Source organism: Paenibacillus sp. N3.4 (genome assembly GCF_008017805.1).
Taxonomy (GTDB): Bacteria; Bacillota; Bacilli; order Paenibacillales; family NBRC-103111; genus Paenibacillus_E.
Genome location: NZ_VRTT01000011.1, coordinates 103,255 through 123,382 on the forward strand (window position 1 = coordinate 103,255; position 20,128 = coordinate 123,382).

The window sequence follows — 20,128 nt, forward strand, 5'->3', positions numbered from 1 at the left end:
AGCTTGGTAACGTTACCAAAAAGGATTGCTCTTTAAAAAAATATAGGTTAAGATTAATAAAATGGTCTCAAAGGATGTGCCAATTTGTCAAAGAAAATAACCATTACCGATATCGCCAAGAAAAGCGGTGTCTCCGTTACAACGGTTTCAAGGGTTTTAAACAATAGTCCGTCAGTATCTCCGGCTAAGAGGGAACGAATCCTGCGGATTATTGATGAATATAACTATACGCCAAGTATTTTTGCCCGTGGGATGATTAATCATAAGACCAAAAACATTGGTGTAATGCTCCCGGATATAACAAACCCTTACTTTGCGTCATTCTTTCTTCAAGTGGAGCACTTTGCATTAAGCAACATGTATGCGACTATCCTATTCAATACAATGTATACTAAAAATCATCAAAAATACGAAACGCCGCTTAGTGAAGCAGATTATTTCAAAATTATTCTTGAAAAACAGGTGGATGGCGTTCTTATTCTTGGAGGGCAGATCGATAAAGAAGAGATTTCTCCTGCATTTATTGAGGCAATCAATGAGCTCCACCGCAATGTGCCGGTTGTCGTTGTCGGCTCCAAAATCGAAGGCTGCAATTGCTTATTCATTGAACGAAACTCCAAACAAGGCATCACATCACTAGTTCATCATTTCAAGGCATTGGGACATTCTAACATTGGCTTCATCGGCGGTGAACCAGGCATTAGGATCACCACTGCAAGAATTAATGCATTCAGACAATGTATGCGTACCTTTGGCAAAGAACCGCTAGAGAGCCATATAGTCATGTCAGACTACTACGCCCCAGACGGCTATCAAGCGATGAAACAGTTGCTGGACGACAATAATAATCAGTTACCAACAGCCATAATTGCAATTAACGATATGGTTGCACTAGGTGCTATTCGGGCAATGAAAGATGCTAACTTAAGCTGTCCAGAGGATATAGCCATTGCCAGTTGCGATCAGTTTCTACATAGCGACTATTTCACTCCGAGACTGACAACAGTGGATCAGCACAATGAGTATTTGGGCAGAATGGCCGTCATGCAATTGATTAGTGCCATTAATGGTTCCATAGAATCAATCAGCGTAGAACACATGCCACAACTAGTTATTCGGGAATCCTGCGGGTCCATCACCCGTTCCTAACCCCGCTCTCCTTACAGCATCCATATCGGAACAAGGAATAACTCTTGCTCCGACATGGATGTTTTTTTATTAGAAAGACCTAGCCTGCGGCTAGGTTCTCTACAATTGTGCACTCGGGGATGAATAGGCAAGCAAATTGTGCTTATTTCCGCTTACTTCGCGGCATTTCGTGAGATAAGACCACACAGCGTACTTTTGTGCTGCATTTTCTTACTTTCTGCGCGCATGAACGAACATCTTGTATGCCACACATCCCCATTGCCTTACGCATAATCCCCCGGCTGGGTTTTGCTTTTCATCGCAACTCCGAAATCCGTGTAAATTCGTTGTGTCAAATCAATTCCTCGGGCTCCTGCAATATGATGCGCCAAAATTTGAAAAGGAATGATCATGAACAAAGGAGCCATGTACTCATCTAAATCCACATCCAGTCCCAAAACACTCACATCTGTAGAGGCATCCAACGTTACGGTATACGTATATGGGGTAATATTGCTTTCATAAAGTTGCAGCAGCTTTATCCGCTCCTTAATCGGGCTTTCCGTTTCTATGAAGAAAATACGATGCTGCGGATTGACCTCGAGATAAGGACCATGCATGAAGGCTTCAAGGTCGATTCCTTGCGAAGGAAGACGAACTGTCTCTGAAAATTTGGTTTCAATTTCTTTTGCAGTACCGACCGTAGGACCGTACCCTATTGCCGTAAACCTTGGCGCACTAGCCAACTGTACCTTATGCTTCTCAAAAAAAGCTTCCGTTTTGGTAATCACGTTCGGAATTGCCATAGAAGCTTTTCTAAACTTAGCCAAGTAGGCCTGCTCCTCCGATTCTGTGAGCCTCCCCATCGTCACTGCTGTCCGTAGTCCAGCGAGCATCAAGGTGAGAACAGTTGCTATAAATCCTTTCGTCACGTAACCGACGCGTTCCTTGCCGCATCCGATATCGATCGTTACGTCAGATACTTCCGAGATGGCCGTTGTGACATCACTTGTAAAGGCAATAGTTTTTAGACCTGTCTGTTCACGGATGCGCGCCATGGCTCCGATCGTCGACGTGCTTTGTCCACTTTGCGAAATGCCCAGGACTAGATCGCAATGCGGGCTTACTTTGTCGTAATGAGTAAAATTGAAGGGTTCCTTGATGTCAATTCGAACATCGGCAACCTTTTCAATGTAGTATTTGGCGCTTAGTGCGGCGTTAATGCTTGACCCGGTCGCTAAAATAAGCCATTCCTTCTTGTTTTGGGAGGCCAGTTCCGCAAACAAGCCAACATTTTGCGGATAGGCATCCAAAATATCTGCAGTTACAGCCTGTTCTTCATGAATATACGTCATCATGGTTGGTTTCATTGAATGCTCCGCCTCCTATATCCTACCATCACACTTTCATCGCTTCTTGGTAACGTTACCATATTACCCTTTTACAGCACCGGCTGTCATCCCTTGTACTAATTGTTTTTCCAGCAGCGCATAGAACGCCAGCACAGGCAGCAGGGCCGTCGTAAGCGCAGCCATCTGCAGCGTTTGAAACTTCGTCTCTGTACCGGCAAAATTCGCAAGCCCTAGCGGAATTGTCTTCAACCCCGATTTACTAATCAATACAAGAGCAAACAGGAATTCATTCCAATTGTAAATAAAATTAATAATAATGACCGTGGCCAAAGCCGGACGAGTCATCGGCAGTATGATCGACCAGAAAATTCGGTAAATACCGCTGCCATCGATGATTGCGGATTCTTCGATATCCTTGGGAAAGGACTTCATAAATCCAACCAAAATAAAGATCGTAATAGATAGATGAAAAGCGGTATTCGGCAAAATAAGTGAAAGATGAGTATCCAATAAATGAAGTTTCTTCATAATCGTGAAGATTGGAACCAATGTAGCATGAATAGGTATGGTCAACCCGATGATAAACAAACCGTACACCCAATTGGACAATTTATAGCTGAATCTGGCTATAAAATACGATGTCAATGCACCCAGTAGTACAGTTACAACAATGGATATGGCGGTGACCAATATACTGTTCCAGAAATATACGCCGAGATTAGCTACTTCCCAAGCCGCTGTGTAGTTGTTAAAATTCCAATGTTTTGGCCACCCTAGCGGATTAATCGAAAAATCGTTTTCAGATTTGAAGGAATTCATCACCATCCACAGAATGGGCAAAATATTAACCAGACCGGTAATCAATAAAATGAAATGAAAGCACATGAGCTTTAATCGCGATGTTTGCATACATCCTCCTCCACCAGTCGCCTAGCTGTTGCGTCGAGTAATCAAGTTAGCAGAATAGATGACAATTAGACTGAACAGCAAGATCAGGATGGACACTGCGCTCCCGTAACCGAAGCTCATATTCTGGAAAGCGCTGTTGTACATATAAATAGTCATCACGTCCGTATTATGCGCAGGACCTCCTGCAGTCATTACGAAAACCAGGTCGAAAACACGGAAACTGTTGCTAATCGCAAATACGACTGTTACCCAAATAGTTTCCTTGAGCATCGGAAGCGTCAAATACCAGAACTGTTTCCAGCCAGTTGCCCCGTCCATTACCGCTGCTTCCTTGACTTCTTCTGCAATGTTTTGTAAAGCTGCCAAGAAAATGACCATATAGAAGCCATAATTCTGCCAAATATACGTCAAACTGATCGATGGCATTCCGAACAACGGACTGCCCAGCCAATCCCGAGTCCAACTGTCCAATCCAAACATCAATAAGACGCTGTTCAACAAGCCAGCTTCATTCCTGTATACCATGCCCCATGTAAGGGATACAATTGCCGTCGAAATAACGACGGGTACGAATAGCATGGACCGGTAAATCTTGAGCCCTCTCAGAGAGCGGTTTAACAGCATGGCAAACAACAGCCCCAGCGGCAGTTGACCGAATACACCGGTTAGCAGCATGAAGATATTGTTCTTCACCCCGGTCCAAAAGACCGGGTCCGTCAAAATGGAAATAAAATTATCCAGCCCCACAAAACGCATAGAACATGCCGACGAATAAAATCCATCCTGTTCTTCTCGTTACTTGCATATGCAACCTCTTCTCACACTAATAAATATGGAATTCTTATTTGCCCAGTTTATCTACCGCATCCTGCATTTCCTTAGCCACTTGCTCTGCAGTCTTTTGCTTGGTTGTTATGGCCTGAATGCCGTTCATTAATACATCTTTTACAGTTGTGTGCATTGTACCGTCAAAGACAAGTGCAGAACCATTTTTGGTCAACTGCATAATTTCCTTTAAATAAGGGTTCACATCCGCTGGGATTTCCACATTAGCCGGAACAATGATGCCTTGTTTCAATAAATCCTGATATAGTTCAGGCGCATAGAAAAACTTCAAGAACTTGAATGCTGCTTCCTTCTTCGCTCCGCTCAGTTCCTTGTTCAGCCCGATCCCATACTGAATTGCGCCCGCGCTGGCGGTAGGATCACCCTTGCCACCTTCAACAGCAGGGAACAAGGCAATGCCGATATTCTCAGCTGCGGCTTTGTCCGAATTGGCGACTCTGAATTTCGCGTCGATGGTAGAACTTGTCATAGTCATAGCTGCTTTTTTCTGAAGGAAGTAATCCTGTTGCTGAACCTCATCCATGGTGTTGATGTCTGCGTTGAAAGCGTCGATTTTAACGAAGTCGTTTAAAACTTCTAACGATTTTACATAACTGGGGTCGGTAAATTTGGCTTCTCCCTTATTGACCTTCAGCAGAAAGTCACTGCCGGTAAGCCGATCTTCAACGGCAGACATAAAGGTAGATTCCATCGGCCATCTATTTTTATTGCCCATAGCCATCGGCGTTACGCCGGATTCTTTCAATTTTTTCATCATCTTCAGGAAGTCCGCGTATTTTCCAGGAAATTCATTGTATCCAACCTTGGCAAGCATGTCTTTATGATAGTAAATAATATCTACAAAAGTCCGCTTAGCCGGGACTGCATACTGTTTCCCGTTCACCTTATAACCGGCAAGAGCTTGCTCCGGTAACAGGCCCTTCCATGTACCCATAATTTCATCAATTGGCATCAGCACATCCGCCGCAATAAAAGGGTCCATTTCAACCCCTGGGAACAAAACAAACATATCAGCAAGCTTTTGCCTGCAGCTTGCGTACGGAGTTTAGTGATATATTGACCCGATGGTACATCCTGCTCTTCGATTTTGATATTTGGGTTCAATTCCTTGAACTTCTGAATCCGTTCCTTATACAGCTTATTGTCGACATTGGGACTGGACCAGTTGTACTGCATAGTGAGGGTTACCGGCTTATCCGCAGCCTCTTTGTTGCCAGCGACTTCATTCCCGTTACTGGGAGCAGCCTCTCCGCAGGCCGTCAAGGTAAAGACTCCGGTAATTGCTGAAATCGCAAGCATAGTTTTCATGTTCCAAGATGTCATATGAACAACTCCCCTTATTTGTTTGAATGTACTCAAGCCCATTGCTTTGTGAGCAAGATGACATTACCGCTTTTCCTGCTCATATAAATCGGCTAGCAAGGATAACCATTTACCAGCCAAGCCTACCCAAACTTCCTTGTAAGTCGCGCTGTTCATTTGCGGCCAGTAAGGAATATCCTCGTTCTCGAACGTTTGGACGCCGACCGGGATTTCACCGACCATTTCACCACTTAATACCGTATATTGCTGGGCAAAGTTATAACCCTCTCCATACATCAGAGATTGATTGAACGGATTTTTGCCAATCATCCACTGCAGTTGGCTTTCTGCAATAACCAGCAGCTCCCGATCCCCCAGCATCAAGCCCGCCAAGGAAGCAGCCTTGCCTGTCGATAGCACAATCGCCGTATTTCCCTTAAAAGAAAACCAGACCGGAAACCGTTTTAGATAATACTCTTCATTCAGACGGTATCCTTGTTTAAGCTGTTCCGTATAACGTTCCGTGGCTTCCTCACCAACCAGCAGATGCTGCAATTCGAAGCTTTCACTCTCCTTGTGCTCATCCACATGGTAAATACCGCTTGATATCATTGGATACGGCGCAGTAAAAGCAGTTAAAAACTTCACATACGCCCCGTAATCTTGAACGGATTCTAGCCAGCTTGCTCTTTTGGAATGGTTCGGCTGTGATTGAAGAATCTCGCTAAAGGCCATCATATACATATGTTCTCTGGCTTGATGGTTGAAATGCTGGACTACCTGCTTAGTCGTATTACGGTAAAAGAAACCTGTTACCACCTGTCCGTCATCGGTGCGAATGCCTGGCCGCTCTTGAGAATCCACCACATAATCCAGGTAGTTTACAGCCTTATGAGCGTATATCTCATCGCCTGTCATTTTGTATATCAGGGAGGCTGCCCATGACGCCGTAGCCATAAACAAGCTTTCCGAAGTCATATACGTATGTTCCCAGAAGATTGGTTTGGATGCGAACCCATTCGCTTCAAATTGTTCAACCGCATATTGAAAATCTTGAATGGCACACGATATGAGCTTATTCTTCAATATGTCTCCTTCATTCATGAACATCGCGATCTGCGCTTCAATCCCAGAGCAAATAAAATTCTCATACGGGTTATTGTGCACGCGTGCCTGCATATCGTCCATATTGCCGATGATGCCATCCGACCAGATACGGATGCCTGCGCTCGTAGCCCGGTATCCATCACCAAATCGGGTTTTTAATATAAAATCTACGCCCCATTCCCCTTCTTCAATTAGACGAAGATAGAGCGGCATATTATGATCCTTCACCTGATTCGCCATCTCGTACAATGAGCAAGCGACCTCTGCTGTCTGTACGAGCTGTTGGGAAACGTCCCCGGCATCATGCCATCCGCCGTTGAAGATGATCATTCCATCCTTATGTCTGGCCAAAATATCTTCATGGCAGCTTCCGTGAATACCATGCACAGGACAGCCGCAGCGCTCGCAAAAAATAAAATTGAGCGATTTCCATATGGAGTCTTCCCATCGATCTGCGAAGCTACCGATTTCAAAAGGCTTGGATTCCAAATCCCCGATTTTTACGGTATACTTCCCAATTTCTCGAAATTCAGAAAAGTCCACGATGGAAAAGGTCCCGATGGTTGTAGTCACAGGTTGCACATTACCTGCAAATTTCTCTGCTCCTGAATCCACCTCAATGACTGAAAACGTTGATTCCTGACTCTCCGCCAAAATCATGGTTTTGGGATGATCTGGATGATATCCGTTGTGAGAGAAGACTAGGTCTATGTTTCTTGGCTGCCACCCTTTTGAAATATCCGGATTCTCCACTCGTTCCACATATACATTTTTGATCATATACGTTAGATTGTCTCCAGTGGCTCGATCCTTACCGTACATATCGTAAAGGAATTTCAGTTCTGTGATTTCATCCCTCGGCAAATCGGGAATTTCCATTGTACAGAAGTTCCACTCCCGATTTTTCAGATTGATGACATTAAAGCCCTCACGATTGTACACATCAGGAATTTTGATTTTTCCGTCGTTTCTAAGTGCTACTTTAATGTGCGGGTTAGCCATCCCAGGGCAATCCGGGTAAATTTCGAATGATATTCGGTTGAAGTCCTCCCAGTTCACATGATCAAAGGCTCGAAACACGGCTACAGGGCCGTATGTACTGTAATCGCCGTCACTAGGCGAGCCTTCAGGCCAGCGGTCCATGATGGATGGAGAGGTCAGCTCGAGCGTATGGTTAGCCAACATCCGGAAGGACCCTGCTCCTTTATGCATCCATACATCTGCGCTCGTTGTAGAATCGAGAATTGCCGTTCTGTGCATGATCTTCTTCTTCTGGCTTGCCAATTCCAAAGAATTGCTCACATCTACCTTTAAGGGTTTATGTAGCCAGTTAGAATATGCGATTTCACGCTGAATCTTAGTTGCCATATAACTCACCCCTACACTTCATGCTTACAGGCCAAGTCAGTGCCGAGTAAAGCAGCACCTTTTAACCCGATCAAACCATCTTCTATAGTCGTTTTCCTCACTCCGTTTAGAACGAACCTCATGGTATTAGGCTCCAAACGTTTCTGCAGCTCTTTAATAAACCAAGTGCCGCTCGTTACCCCACCACCTAAGATAATGGTATCTGGGTCGGAGAATCTGACCATGTTCATGATCGTTTCCGCAACAGCTTGCAGAGCTGCATCAATCACTGCGATAACCAGAGGATCTTCCTGATCATAGAGTTTAAATAATTCAGCTACTTCAATGCGGCCTTGGTCAGGAATGATCACCCTAGAAGTCGGATAACCGGGCTTTAGTGCCACAATCCGATTATGTATCCCCAAACCTGAAGCGAGCAGCTCGACACAGCCTTTCCGGCCGCAGACACATTGAATATCACTATCATAATCGGCTACATGATGTCCGACTTCCCCAGCATTGAAGTGCCTGCCTACAACCAGATCACCGTCAATCACACAACCAGCTGCTATCCCCGTCCCGATATTCATATAAATGAAATTATCAGAAAACCTGCCGCAGCCCCATTTTTTCTCCGCAAGCGTTGCGCAATACACATCATTTCCAATTGCGCAAGGAAGCGAAAAGAGATCTTGAATTTTTTTAGCAACCTTAATAGCCTGGCTTTTCTTCGGATCAATCTCCAACCAAGTACCATTTGCCGTGTCCACCCGACCTACCACCCCGATTCCGATGGCTATCGGTTCATAAAGCAGGCCGACACTTTCGATATAATCCCTCAGTCCCGAGACAATAGCCTCGAACGCTTGCTGCTGTGAAGTTACTGTGGACGGATATACTCTCGACCTCAGCACTTCCCCTTCAACAGAGACCTCCCCGATTAATATTTTGGTTCCACCTAAATCAACAGACAGTACAGATCCTCGCACAATTTCCCCTCCAAATTTGGTAACGTTACCAAAACACATCATGGTAGCGCTTCTTTCTTCAGGATGATCATAACAAAACCGCAATAAAGTGTCAATCCACTACATGCTATTACGCTCAAAAAGATGGTAACATTACCAAATCTGAATGCTGAGAAAATCAAACGCGGATGCACATAGTGCTCCTGATTGTTCAGCAAATGCTGTGCATACATGACGGTTAGCTTCGAAGCCGGATCGATGATGGCCAAGCAGCCGGCAACACCACTTAGCCAAATTCACCGAGCGGGCTCAGCGATCCGCTGTTTGCTCTGGAAGCGTGGGTTCTGACCCCCAGCCCATTGCCGTAGCCTCATCCCATGTTTTCAGTCAGCCAATAATACCATGAGGGAAGTTTTTGCACCAAGACCGAAAAGGGGCAGTCCCCACATATCCCTAATTTCATAAAAATCATTATCCAGTGGTTCCATGGATATCTCGCTCCTACCACATTAAAGTATCCTAAATTTCGTTGCTTTTGTATTCAATTAGATACTCTGTTTTTTATTGAAAAAGAAAACCTTAATTAAGGTCCTCCATTCGTATACGAGCGTATACGCTACGCTATCGTCCTATCGTTTTCAGTTAGTTCAGTCATGTTTTTAGTTACCTCAAATATTTTATTCGCTTATATAACCTGCCTTTAACAAGGCTTGAAGATAGTATAGAAATTCTTGATTTTCTAATACACATTTCTCTGAATCAATCCCTTTAAATACAACAAGCTCATTAACTAATTTGTCGCTCGAAGTGGACATCCTATTTTTATTCTACTGCCATTCGCTTGTCGGTCGTTGACTACTTATAATCGTATTGCTGCATTTTTTTGAGCAAAATATCAGATGACACATACGGCATCCCCACACTTAGGCGGGTGATTTCCTCACTACTTCCTGTGTTAATGCCTTCTTTTGTTGTAAAAAATAAAGAAAATCCAAGCTGTTTCGCATCCTCAACAACCGTCTGATTGTATTCCCCTAATGGGAAACAGAGGAATGAAAGCTGATTGTGAAGCTTGGTCTTCAAAAACGCCTCTCCTAACAGCAAATCCCCTCTCACACGCTGCTTCCTCTCTTCTTCAGATTCCATTCGTTTCTCATTTGGCAGGAAGATCCGATTGGTCAATGGGGGAACTAAATTGCCTGCCTCATCACGTTTTTTCTGATGAAGATCATACGTATGCGAGTAAAAGCTAAAGCCATCGCGTTTCATTTCAAGGATTTGACTCCAGGTCAGAAATGGCAAGGAAGGATTGTCGGAATCAACATCACTCACAATAACAAAATTCGTCGCTGGATACCCCATCTGCTTAAGCAAAGGATACGCCTTTTCATAAAAAGACCGGTATCCATCATCAAATGTGATCACAACCGCGTTCGGAGGTAACGTCTTCCGATGTGCATGGAAACAGGCATAATCTTCAATAGAAATGACATTATAATGCTTTTCTTTTAAAGCCTGCAGATGCTGTTTAAATTTGTTGGGTGTAATTGTGATGAAAGATTCCTGATCATCCAGATGATGATAGGTTAAAAACAGAGCTTTGTTCGTATAATGAATCGATTTCGTGTCAATCGGCGAACTGATGGATGCACTCACATGTGTAGTCGAACAAATCGAATCCAACGGGCTTCCCTGCTGCCCCACCTGTGTCCAGCCCCCCGTGAGGAGAAGCATTAGAAGGAAGTAAGCATTCAATCGTGATCAACCTCCCCTAGCAGCTCCAAATTCATCCCTAAAATTTACTCACTGGTTCAGCGATTAGAACGCATTTAGGGAGCAACTTGTACCCCTGTTATTTATACATGACACAAGAAAATTCCTTCCTAAAACAACAAAGACAGAGATACCCCTAGGGTATCTCTGTCTTTGCTGAAAAACGTCTTCTAAATACCTGCAAAATATTCAAAATTAGATTCGTACTGTTAAACATAATCGGATCAAGCGGAGACTCGATGGAACTAATGAGGTCCTAGTTGGTCACATGTTTTCTAGTTCGATGAATGTCAGATATATGTAATAGGGTTTAGGAATTCATTCTGCCACCCTTCTTTCTAGTAATCGCATGATCTAGTAACTAGTCATCCAACTTTTCGAAGATATCTGCTCCATCTACATCTATGACAACGTTTGTAGCATTAAAATATCCCTTCCACGTATTCACTTCTTCACTCACCATCAGATGAGCTTAAGTGCCTACATAAAGGGGATAATCAAAGAACTCTCTTCTATATTATATGTCTTTATTCATCATCATTTCGAGAATAAGCTTGTCAATTTCCGTAGTTGCTTCATTCCCAATACGGCAAAAGTTATCAATTGTCCTCTCGGCGTCTTCTTCGATAAATCCATTCGTCGAGGAAATGGCCATACCTTTTGAAGCGAGAAGCGCAGATTGCACCGCTGCACTCGTACAGGTCGCTACTTTCATCGCGCAGCCGCCTTTTGCTCCATCACACATCATGCCAGTCACATTCCCAAGCATGTTCTGGATGGCTGCTCTAATCTCCGTTTTCCCACCACCAAGCAAATAGGTAATGCCGCAGCTTGCTCCCGTACCCGATACCGTAACTCCGCATAATGCGGATAATCGGCCGAACTTGGATTTGATATGGATAGTGACGAAATGGCTCAAAGCAACGGCACGAATGAGTTGTTCCTCCGATGCGCCTAACTTTTCAGCTGCCGCGATAACAGGGTTTGTCGCTGCAATGCCCTGATTGCCGCTACCGGAATTCGCCATGACTGGCATCGTGGATCCAGCCATACGAGCATCCGATCCAGCGGCTGCAAGAGCCATGGCATGCGAAGTCAGATCGTCGGATAATATTCCTTTTGCCACATTTTCCTTAATCGTTTTCCCAACTTCAAGCCCATAGGCATGCGCCAAACCATCTAAACCTGCCTTGCGGTTCAATTCAATACTTTGCTTGACCAAATGGAGATCTTCAAGATTGACTGTATTCACGAAATCCACAATAGTGTCTATCGTTAGCTCGTTCCGATCCTCTTTGGAACTCTTAAAGCTGGCATTCGCGCAGCCACCTGTATCAACAACCTGCCCGTCGACTTCGATCCGCGTAATATTCGTATGATTATCTGTAATAACAACCTTGGCATATCTTTGTTGGGATTCGACAATGACCTCAATGTATAATTTCTTTGTCGTGTCCGCGAGGTGGAATACAGATATGCCTTGCTCAACCATGTACTGAGCCGTAGAAATATCTTCTGATTTAATATCTGCGAGGACCTCAAGCTGTTTCTCCGCTTGGCCAGCAATGGCCCCTAATGCCGCAGCAAAATCAATCCCTGTCAGCTTCGTTCCAGGTATGCCAACTGCGAGTGCATTTTTGATAATTCCAGCGCTGGCTTTCACCGTAATTTTGTCAATGTGGCCTGGCATATAGGTTCTAGCCTTTGCCGCAGCTAGAGCTATTGCCACCGGCTCCGTGCAACCAAGCGCGACAACGAGTTCGCTTTTCAGTATCTGAATGAATGTATGTTTCTCCATGATGTACCTCCCCTAACACCAAAAGGTACCAAAGACCTTCGAATGATTCTTAAAATATACTATAGTTGTTTCACGCAGTTCAACTAATTAATTATGTTAATTAATCAATCATGTACACGTTCCATTTACCGCTATCATTTGTCCGAACACAGACGGCGCTCTCCATTTCCCGTTCTTTTTTTTCCATCGAGTCACTAACACGCGCTTTTTGCAGAGGTGTCGGCTCTATTATAGATAGCGGCATTTTCGCTCGATCATCCCAGATGGATAAATAAAGAGCTTTATCAGCTCAGTTATCGACGCATCGGAGAACGGATGGCTGCCTTTCGCCGTAATTTTAATGTTATTCAGCGTAACATTTTCAACATAATGGGTGCCGCTTCCATCTTTATAACCCGAAATGCTGGCCGTGTATTCACCACGGGAACCTTTCGTATTCGTAGCCGTTACGTTGCTGATGGAAACATTTTTAATTTGACCAATACCGGCGCTAGGCGCGCGACCTCTATTGGATATTTCGATAAAGAAAGGAGACGTCGTACCTGTCATGACGTTCGTACCGTCCAAGGTTACGCCGTCCACAATACTGCCGTCATTGACGGAAATACCAAAACCGGATTTGCCTGCGCCCAATACCGTTAAATTAGATACATGCACATTGGTAATGCTACCAACCGTCTCCGAACCGATTTGGAATACATTGCAATTGGAATCGGCCGTAATTTTATCGACTCTCACATTTTTCATGGATCGTACATAACCCAGGGAATAATCGCTGCCGAGTTTCACAACGTCATCCTTACTGTTTTCCGAGTAGATGTCGGTTACAGTTACATCGTTGCATTGCATAATATCGAAAACGTCTCGTTGGTTGGTGTCGAAATTCGGAACGTGCACATTGTGAATGTCCAGATTATCTACCCCTGTCGCTAACAAGGCAAAATGGCCGAATCTTTGCAAATTGAGCCTATGGCCGGAGTCCACACCGCCGATTTCAATATGGTCGCTAAGCTTCAGCGCGATGGCCTTGTCGCCCTGTCCGCTTCCGGGACTGTCGCTCGAGGTAAGAATGCCGTTGCCATCGATTGTCCCTGTTCCGGTAATTTTGACGTTGCTGATGCCATCCCCCCACATCAAGGCATTATGCCAATGGCTATGTCCGAAGTCCTGATATTTGTCATTGGAGTTCGACTCAGGACTATTTTTTCACGCTGGTTATATAAATTAATGAATTTCGAACTAGGATCATGAATGAATTGCACCCATCCATTTTCGCCGATTCGTCCAGTTCTCATATGTCATTGTTAATCTGCAGCTGTTTATACAAGAAAAGATCGCTCATTTTGGAATGGATGGTTGTGCTTCCATTTTACCAAAAGAGCGATCTCTTTACGTTGTTCAACAATACAAATATTCGTTATTAATCTCGCTTATTGCAATATTCTTTTCAGTATGGACGCGGCCTCTGCACGGGTTGAAACATCTTTCGGAACAAATTTGCCTGGTTCTCGTCCGTTGACTAATTGAAGCGATGCGGCTGCCCTTACAGAAGACTTAGCCCAATCCGCTATTTCCGAATCATCGTTAAATGAAGAATCAGAAGCCCCTGTCAATGGTGTTCCCTTCACCGATGCATACGCTCGCATCATCATGGTTACCATTTCTTCTCGTGTGATTTTGGCATTCGGCTCGAAAATCGACTCGCTTTTTCCAGTTACAAAGCCAGCTTTAACTGCGATAGAAACGGGCTCTGCATACCATGCGCCTAAAGCAACATCAGTAAACTTCAGCTCTCCCTGCGCTGTTAAGTTAAATGCTCTTACAAGCATAGCCGTAAATTCAGCGCGAGTGACCGAACGTTCCGGCTCGAAGGTTGATGCGGAGCTATCAATAATGCGCTTAGACGTTAATTCCTGGATCATGCTTAATGCCCAGTGTGTTGAAGGTACGTCAGTAAAATTCTTTTTAAATTCAAGAACCGCATATTTGCTGAAATGATGAACTTCCGCAACCAGTTCTCCGTTCTCATATCGTCCTCCGATATACTCAACTGATCCATTGTCGGCGATATAATAGATTCCCGTCAAACTCGGGTTCATTGAAGGATCGACTTTGAAGCGAATCGTAATAGGTTGATTGAATTGTGTTAAATTCGTTGTTATTCCGTCTTTAGACACATGAGACAAGCCAAAATCATATACTTCGCCAGAAAGCTTCAGCTGTGCTTGGCTGAGAGCCTCTCCTTTGCCAAGAATATTTATCGCCTCAGATTCTGGCAGAGGATTAACCCTCAAAACGATGTTGCCGGCCTTCAGATTGGCCTCTGGCACTAGGTTCGTCAGTTGTTTGATCAGTTCTGCAGGTACGTCCAGAGTTACTTTATCCTGCTGAATCGCCAATTGATTTTTTCCGATCAAATCAGTCGTGTTAGCTGGAAGAACGATTTCTTTTGCAGTTGACGGAACGTTGAGTGTCACCTTACCGTCAGCAGTCGATTTTTTGAGATCTTCGTCCTTAATTACTTGTTGATCCTTTTTATCATTGACAGGAACAGTAGGTCCAGAATTACCTGATGTGCTTCCAACGTATGGACCATAGTCTTGTTCTCCGCCGATAGGTGCACCATCTACGGTTTTCGCAATTACTACTACCGCAATGCTTGCGGTGCTCGCTTGGGAACCATCGGATGTTCTTGTTACTTCCAAAACGAGATTCACGATTGTTTGTGCTGTTGGCGGAACAATCGTTCCATTAAGAGCAATAACGCCTGTGTTGCTTGAATTCTTGATCGCTACGGTAAACCCTGACGGTACCGTCGGCAGCGTTAACGCAGTAGCATCCTTCGCTGGCGCTGTGATCGTCGTAATTGTCGCCGCAACTTCTGCTGCTGTTTGTTGGACTATAGATTTCGCAGGTACGACTACCGCAATGCTTCCTGCACTCGCTTTGGAATTATCGGATGTTCTTGTTACTTCCAATACGAGATTTACGGTTGTTTGTGCTGTTGGCGGAACAATCGTTCCATTAAGAGCAATAACCCCTGTGTTGCTTGAATTCTTGATCGCTACGGTAAACCCTGACGGCACCGTCGGCAGCGTTAATGCAGTAGCATCCTTCGTTGGCGCTGTGATCGTCGTGATTGTCGCCGCAACTTCTGCTGCTGTCTGTTGAACTATGCTTTTTGCAGGTACAACCACCGGAATGATGTCGGTATATGCAGATTGTCCATCCGAAGTACGGGTTACCTCAAGCACGAGAAGTACGGTTGTCTCCGCAGCTGGAGGGTAAATCGTTCCATTTACATTAATAACGGAAGGATCATACGTTTGTTGAATCGAGATCGTAAACCCTGGAGGTACGTTTGGCAGTGTTACATGTGTGGCGTCTTTGGCAGGAGCCTGAATTGACGTAATGGAGTCAGCTATCGTCTCAGGATCTGCTTCTTGCACTTCTACATTAGCTACAGCTTGAATTGTTGTACCATAGACGGCTCCCGTTACGGTAAAGCTTCCTACAGATGCATACTGGCTAGAGTCTATGCTACTCCACGTTACATCAACCGATTTGGTTGTATTATCGTTGTATACCGCTGTTACGACTGATGGCATAACTGGAGCCACCGTTGGCCATGTAGTGACACTCACCTGTTGAAAGCCTGTTATGGCTTTTTCAGGGATTAATTTAATATAGTCGATAACAAATTCATAGGTTTTCGTCATTGCCGGGTTTTTGCCTACGATCTCAAATTTAAAAGTATGGTTGCCCGGAGTAAATATATGTTTGCCAAGACTTGTGGAGAGATATCCTGCACTAGTCGTAACGACGTATTGATCGACAGGGCTGCCAAGGGCTACTCCATCCACGTACGTCTGGAATATTCCTCTGGCATCATTTCTCTTATAGCCAAATACGACCTCGTAAGTACCGGCTGTTGGAACGTTGCCTGTAAATTCAACATATTGATCTTTGAGTGCAGTAAAGGTAAGCTGTAAATTTGCGCCCCCGCTTGCAGTTGCTTCACTATTTGTTTTCTTCGTTAAATTTGAAGGGTTTGATAGTGTAAGGTCTTTCTCTTCAAAGAGAATGAAAGAACCTAAACTTTGACTTGTTCCCGGTACGATTACCGTAATATTGCCTGTATCCTTCGTGATGCCGTCAAATGTTCGTGCTACTTCCAGCACCAATTTTACTGTAGTATCGGAAGACGGAGGGGTAATTGTTCCGTTCGTATTAATAACCGTTGTTTTATCCGAGCTTTTGATTCTTATCGTATATCCGGATGGCACAGAAGGTAGTGTTATATTCGTCTCGCCTTTTACCGGAGCTGTAATGCTCGTAATTCCTGAAGCGATACTTAGAATCGGATCCTTTAGAGAAGCGATAAACCTCGCTTGCGCTTCGTAACCCTGGCCGTTTCCGCTGATTATTTTTGCGCGCAGTGTCATGGATTGGTTGATTGTAAAGCTTCCGGTATACAAGTTGGAACCGGCATTTGGTGTACTTCCGTCTGTCGTATAACGTATTTCCGCTTGAGGATCGACAGTATGTAAAGTAATTTGCTGCGTTCCAAAAAATTCTGAACCATAAGGTTCCATAGATAGTTTGGAAATTTTAAGTAGTCTGACGCCATGAGGTTCAATGCTCTCGCTGTACGATGACTTAGTGCCAATGATGGAATGAGACCACATGTCACTAACGAGATAACTACCGCTAAGCCCCAAATCGTTGGCGAAATCTATAGATCTTGTCTGTGGGGTGTCTTCCCTGTTAAATAAAGCGACGACCCAAGTACCGTCAGGCAGTTGGCCTTTCCATATTTGACTTAACGGATTCTTCACGTCTCTGGACAACGGTTTGCCAACAAAGCCCCGTTTATTCATATCGAGAATTTCCCAGTTTTTATAATAAACATCATTATTAGCGATATTCGAATAATTATCACCAATAAAAATGCTGCTTCCGGCCATAGCCAGCAAACTCATTCTTGTTTTCTTTTCCGCATCCGTTCCGCCGGAACTCATAATGCTGAAATCACCGTCAAGGACAACTTTCCCCGGCCCGGATAAATCCGAAAAGTAAACGAGTCCGTCAAATAAATTATAGGCTGGCGGCCATGTGTCAGCCCTAAGCGTGCCTCTATTACGTAAGCTGGTGTGATACCAAACGCCTGGTTGAGTAGCATCTGTTCTCCAGTCCTCACTGGCTCTCAATAAATCAGCCGTTACTACTTCATCGGCTGCGTGATTGACGTTATTGGTGTTGGCGTAATATAAAATGATATCATTGCCAGCAGCCTCTCTCATCCAATCATATAATTTTTTCACAGCCGCATGCCCATATGCGTTTTCGTAATAACGTAAGAAGTCGATTTTAAGCAAATCTACCCCTACGCTAATGTAATATTTGATCATACCCTGAACGTATTCCTTCGATCCGGGTGTGTCGGGATCGACCATGTATCTCGTTTGATGCATATATTTCGGATCATCCCTGATGATACTGCTAAGAGGAATATTTGTGCCCACGACTTTCAAATTGGTGGGATCTTTGGCAATATCCTGATGAAGCCAGGAAGGATTATAATAGATTCCTAGCTTCAAGCCTTTTGAATGAACGTAATCCGACCAATATTTCCAATCATGCTGCCAATCATTCTTATAATTTGTAATGTATCCGTCTGAGTTGTGCATCGTAGCGTCGCCAACCCAACCGTCTAAATTTATATATTCATACCCGTAATCTTTGAAATTATCTGCAATCCAATCTGTATTCGCTTTCATACGCGCCTCGGTAAAGCTTCCACTGTAAGGTGTGGCATGCCACCCCAAGATACCGGAACCTTTTTGCGTAAATACGGTATCCGTTGCATACACATTAGCAGGAGTGAGCGTGCAGCTCAAAATCATAATCAATGAAACGACCGATAGACTCATAATCCTTAAATAATTGTTAAGCCCTTTATTTTTCATGTGCTGGCTCCTTTTCTTTTGTTTGACTGTAAGCCCTTTCATTTAAATTGAATCTTTTTGGATTCGATAGTTTTATTATAAAGAGCTGAGCGTCAATTCAGAATTTAATATCTTAACATAAATGTTTAATATCATTAAGTTAATTGTTCAATTTTTGACATGGGAGGAGCATCAGCGATGTATATGCTGCTTGAAGCATATCTTTGCCACAACGGCAAGGAAATGCTTCCAAAATCACAATATAAACGGGATCCGCAGCTGCAGATCACCGTTTATATTCATTGAACTATCGTTTTCCGTAGTTTAGTTTAATCCTCGCTTTTTATTCTTTCCAAAGCTTGTTCAATGGTTTCATACTTAATGTTATCGTATTCCCATTCCAAAACAGGAGAAAGTGTATATCTTTTCGAAGCCTTAGGCATACGCTCAATTATATCGTTTCTGAGAGGATGTTGTTCGTGTTTCCTTATCATTCGGGGAAAAATCAAATTCCAAATCCTTATTACCGGTCTGTACCTCAGGGACAATATTATAACCCTTATTCCGAAGCAGGATGGTTTTGATGGCATTATCCCATAGAATCGGAAGGAAGTTTTCGGCATTCTCAACGGCTTACTTTTGTCCTCGTGCATGGTCCTGGGCTGATGCTCACTTTTGGGATGGCGTAGCTGCGGTACTGCGTAGTCAAGGGAACATAGTCTACACTCCAGAATACGCAGGCCATGGAACTGATCCAAATAAAAATGTCACTCATGCAATGATTACAAAATCAGTCGTTGATTATATTAGACACCTGAACCTGTACGATTTTATTCTCGTTGGGCACAGCTTTGGTGGAACAGTCATCCAAAAAGTTGCTGAACAGGTACCTGATCGTATTAAACGTTTGGTCTTCTGGGATGCGTTCGTATTAAAAGACGGAGAATCGGTTGTTGATGAGTTCCCGCCTCAAACGAGAAAAGGTTTTGAACAGCTTAGAGCCATGTCGAATGACGACACAATCATGCTTCCGTTTGATTTGTTTCGAGTTTTGTTCGTAAATACGGCCACCACCGAGGATGCTAAACTTTTTTATACAAGTGTAGCTCCTGAGCCGGCTAAACCGCTTTTCGAGAAACTGGATCTTAAAGCGTTCTACGCGCTACAAACCCCCAAAAGCTATGTATATTTCTACCAAGATAATGTATTGCCTCAAGGGGAAGGCTACGGTTGGAATCCCCACATGTCAATACGACTGGGTCTGTTCCGCCTGATCGTTGGCGATGGGGACCACTTTACGGATACACGCACAAGACCGGCTTATTTGGCACAGAAGATTTACGATGCAAGTCGGGATTGATTCACTCAAGCGTAAATATGCTTGAGTTTTTTTTGCACGGGGAATATGCTATTCTGCCCGTTGAACAGGCTACCGATAATCTCGGTAGCCTGTTGTCGTGGAGCTATAGTTCTCCCGTTAGTCATAATGAACGAGGCGGCCCTCATTCGCCTAACGTAGGTTGCTTTTGGTTAGAATGAGTAGTGGATTCTACTTAAAACCAAATGCAGAGCTACAATTCGAAAGGAGCCGCTATTATGAAGGATTTCACAAAATTTGTTGGTTTAGACGTTTCAAAAGATTCAATTTCT

At 44.0% G+C, this 20,128-nt stretch carries 13 protein-coding genes; 2 read left to right on the forward strand and 11 right to left on the reverse strand.

What is annotated here, in order from left to right; translation table 11 throughout:
• Nucleotides 1-84 precede the first annotated feature (84 nt).
• A complete protein-coding gene (locus FU659_RS08295) occupies nt 85-1,149 on the forward strand; it encodes a LacI family DNA-binding transcriptional regulator (RefSeq protein WP_147947135.1) in 1,065 nt (354 codons plus the stop codon).
• A 263-nt stretch (nt 1,150-1,412) separates the two neighbouring features.
• Here the strand turns inward: FU659_RS08295 and FU659_RS08300 are convergent, their stop codons facing one another.
• From FU659_RS08300 to FU659_RS08355, 11 genes are all read right to left on the reverse strand, one after another.
• A complete protein-coding gene (locus tag FU659_RS08300) occupies nt 1,413-2,498 on the reverse strand; it encodes an SIS domain-containing protein (RefSeq protein ID WP_147947136.1) in 1,086 nt (361 codons plus the stop codon).
• A gap of 63 nt (nt 2,499-2,561) precedes the next feature.
• Nucleotides 2,562-3,389: a carbohydrate ABC transporter permease gene (locus FU659_RS08305; protein WP_147947137.1), complete on the reverse strand. Its 828-nt coding sequence runs from the start codon at nt 3,387-3,389 to the stop codon at nt 2,562-2,564.
• 21 nt (nt 3,390-3,410) lie between these two features.
• Nucleotides 3,411-4,145 (reverse strand): carbohydrate ABC transporter permease, encoded by a 735-nt coding sequence (locus FU659_RS08310; protein ID WP_147947138.1) that lies wholly within the window; start codon nt 4,143-4,145, stop codon nt 3,411-3,413.
• 85 nt (nt 4,146-4,230) lie between these two features.
• Nucleotides 4,231-5,217 (reverse strand): extracellular solute-binding protein, encoded by a 987-nt coding sequence (locus FU659_RS08315; protein ID WP_187273992.1) that lies wholly within the window; start codon nt 5,215-5,217, stop codon nt 4,231-4,233.
• The gene (locus FU659_RS08320) at nt 5,187-5,558 is read right to left on the reverse strand and encodes an extracellular solute-binding protein (protein ID WP_187273993.1); all 372 of its coding nucleotides are present in this window, start codon (nt 5,556-5,558) and stop codon (nt 5,187-5,189) included. The genes FU659_RS08315 and FU659_RS08320 overlap by 31 nt, the downstream gene beginning before the upstream one ends.
• 63 nt (nt 5,559-5,621) lie before the next feature.
• Entirely contained in the window at nt 5,622-8,012 is a 2,391-nt protein-coding gene (locus FU659_RS08325) for a glycoside hydrolase family 9 protein (protein WP_147947141.1), read from the reverse strand.
• Nucleotides 8,013-8,023: 11 nt separating this feature from the next.
• Entirely contained in the window at nt 8,024-8,980 is a 957-nt protein-coding gene (locus FU659_RS08330) for an ROK family protein (protein ID WP_147947142.1), read from the reverse strand.
• An 834-nt stretch (nt 8,981-9,814) separates the two neighbouring features.
• On the reverse strand, nt 9,815-10,714 hold the full coding sequence (locus FU659_RS08340) for a polysaccharide deacetylase family protein (RefSeq protein WP_147947143.1): 900 nt from the start codon (nt 10,712-10,714) through the stop codon (nt 9,815-9,817).
• Nucleotides 10,715-11,249: 535 nt separating this feature from the next.
• On the reverse strand, nt 11,250-12,530 hold the full coding sequence (locus tag FU659_RS08345; RefSeq protein WP_147947144.1) for an L-cysteine desulfidase family protein: 1,281 nt from the start codon (nt 12,528-12,530) through the stop codon (nt 11,250-11,252).
• 228 nt (nt 12,531-12,758) lie between these two features.
• Nucleotides 12,759-13,664, reverse strand: coding sequence for a glycoside hydrolase family protein (locus tag FU659_RS08350; protein WP_147947145.1), 906 nt, complete (start codon nt 13,662-13,664; stop codon nt 12,759-12,761).
• A gap of 296 nt (nt 13,665-13,960) precedes the next feature.
• Complete coding sequence (locus FU659_RS08355) at nt 13,961-18,499, reverse strand: S-layer homology domain-containing protein (protein WP_187273995.1); 4,539 nt, start codon at nt 18,497-18,499, stop codon at nt 13,961-13,963.
• Nucleotides 18,500-19,061: 562 nt separating this feature from the next.
• Here FU659_RS08355 and FU659_RS08360 point away from each other — a divergent pair.
• A complete protein-coding gene (locus FU659_RS08360) occupies nt 19,062-19,838 on the forward strand; it encodes an alpha/beta fold hydrolase (protein WP_261807688.1) in 777 nt (258 codons plus the stop codon).
• Nucleotides 19,839-20,128 lie beyond the last annotated feature (290 nt).

Bases quoted from the DNA above. Each gene is read 5' to 3' on its own strand.
- FU659_RS08300 (WP_147947136.1), bottom strand. From the start codon at position 2,498: ATGAAACCAACCATGATGACGTATATTCATGAAGAACAGGCTGTAACT.
- FU659_RS08305 (WP_147947137.1), bottom strand. From the start codon at position 3,389: ATGCAAACATCGCGATTAAAGCTCATGTGCTTTCATTTCATTTTATTG.
- FU659_RS08310 (WP_147947138.1), bottom strand. From the start codon at position 4,145: ATGCGTTTTGTGGGGCTGGATAATTTTATTTCCATTTTGACGGACCCG.
- FU659_RS08315 (WP_187273992.1), bottom strand. From the start codon at position 5,217: ATGGACCCTTTTATTGCGGCGGATGTGCTGATGCCAATTGATGAAATT.
- FU659_RS08320 (WP_187273993.1), bottom strand. From the start codon at position 5,558: ATGACATCTTGGAACATGAAAACTATGCTTGCGATTTCAGCAATTACC.
- FU659_RS08325 (WP_147947141.1), bottom strand. From the start codon at position 8,012: ATGGCAACTAAGATTCAGCGTGAAATCGCATATTCTAACTGGCTACAT.
- FU659_RS08345 (WP_147947144.1), bottom strand. From the start codon at position 12,530: ATGGAGAAACATACATTCATTCAGATACTGAAAAGCGAACTCGTTGTC.
- FU659_RS08350 (WP_147947145.1), bottom strand. From the start codon at position 13,664: ATGTGGGGGGATGGCATCAGCAACGTCAAAATTACCGGAACAGGGACA.
- FU659_RS08355 (WP_187273995.1), bottom strand. From the start codon at position 18,499: ATGAAAAATAAAGGGCTTAACAATTATTTAAGGATTATGAGTCTATCG.
- FU659_RS08360 (WP_261807688.1), top strand. From the start codon at position 19,062: ATGGCATTATCCCATAGAATCGGAAGGAAGTTTTCGGCATTCTCAACG.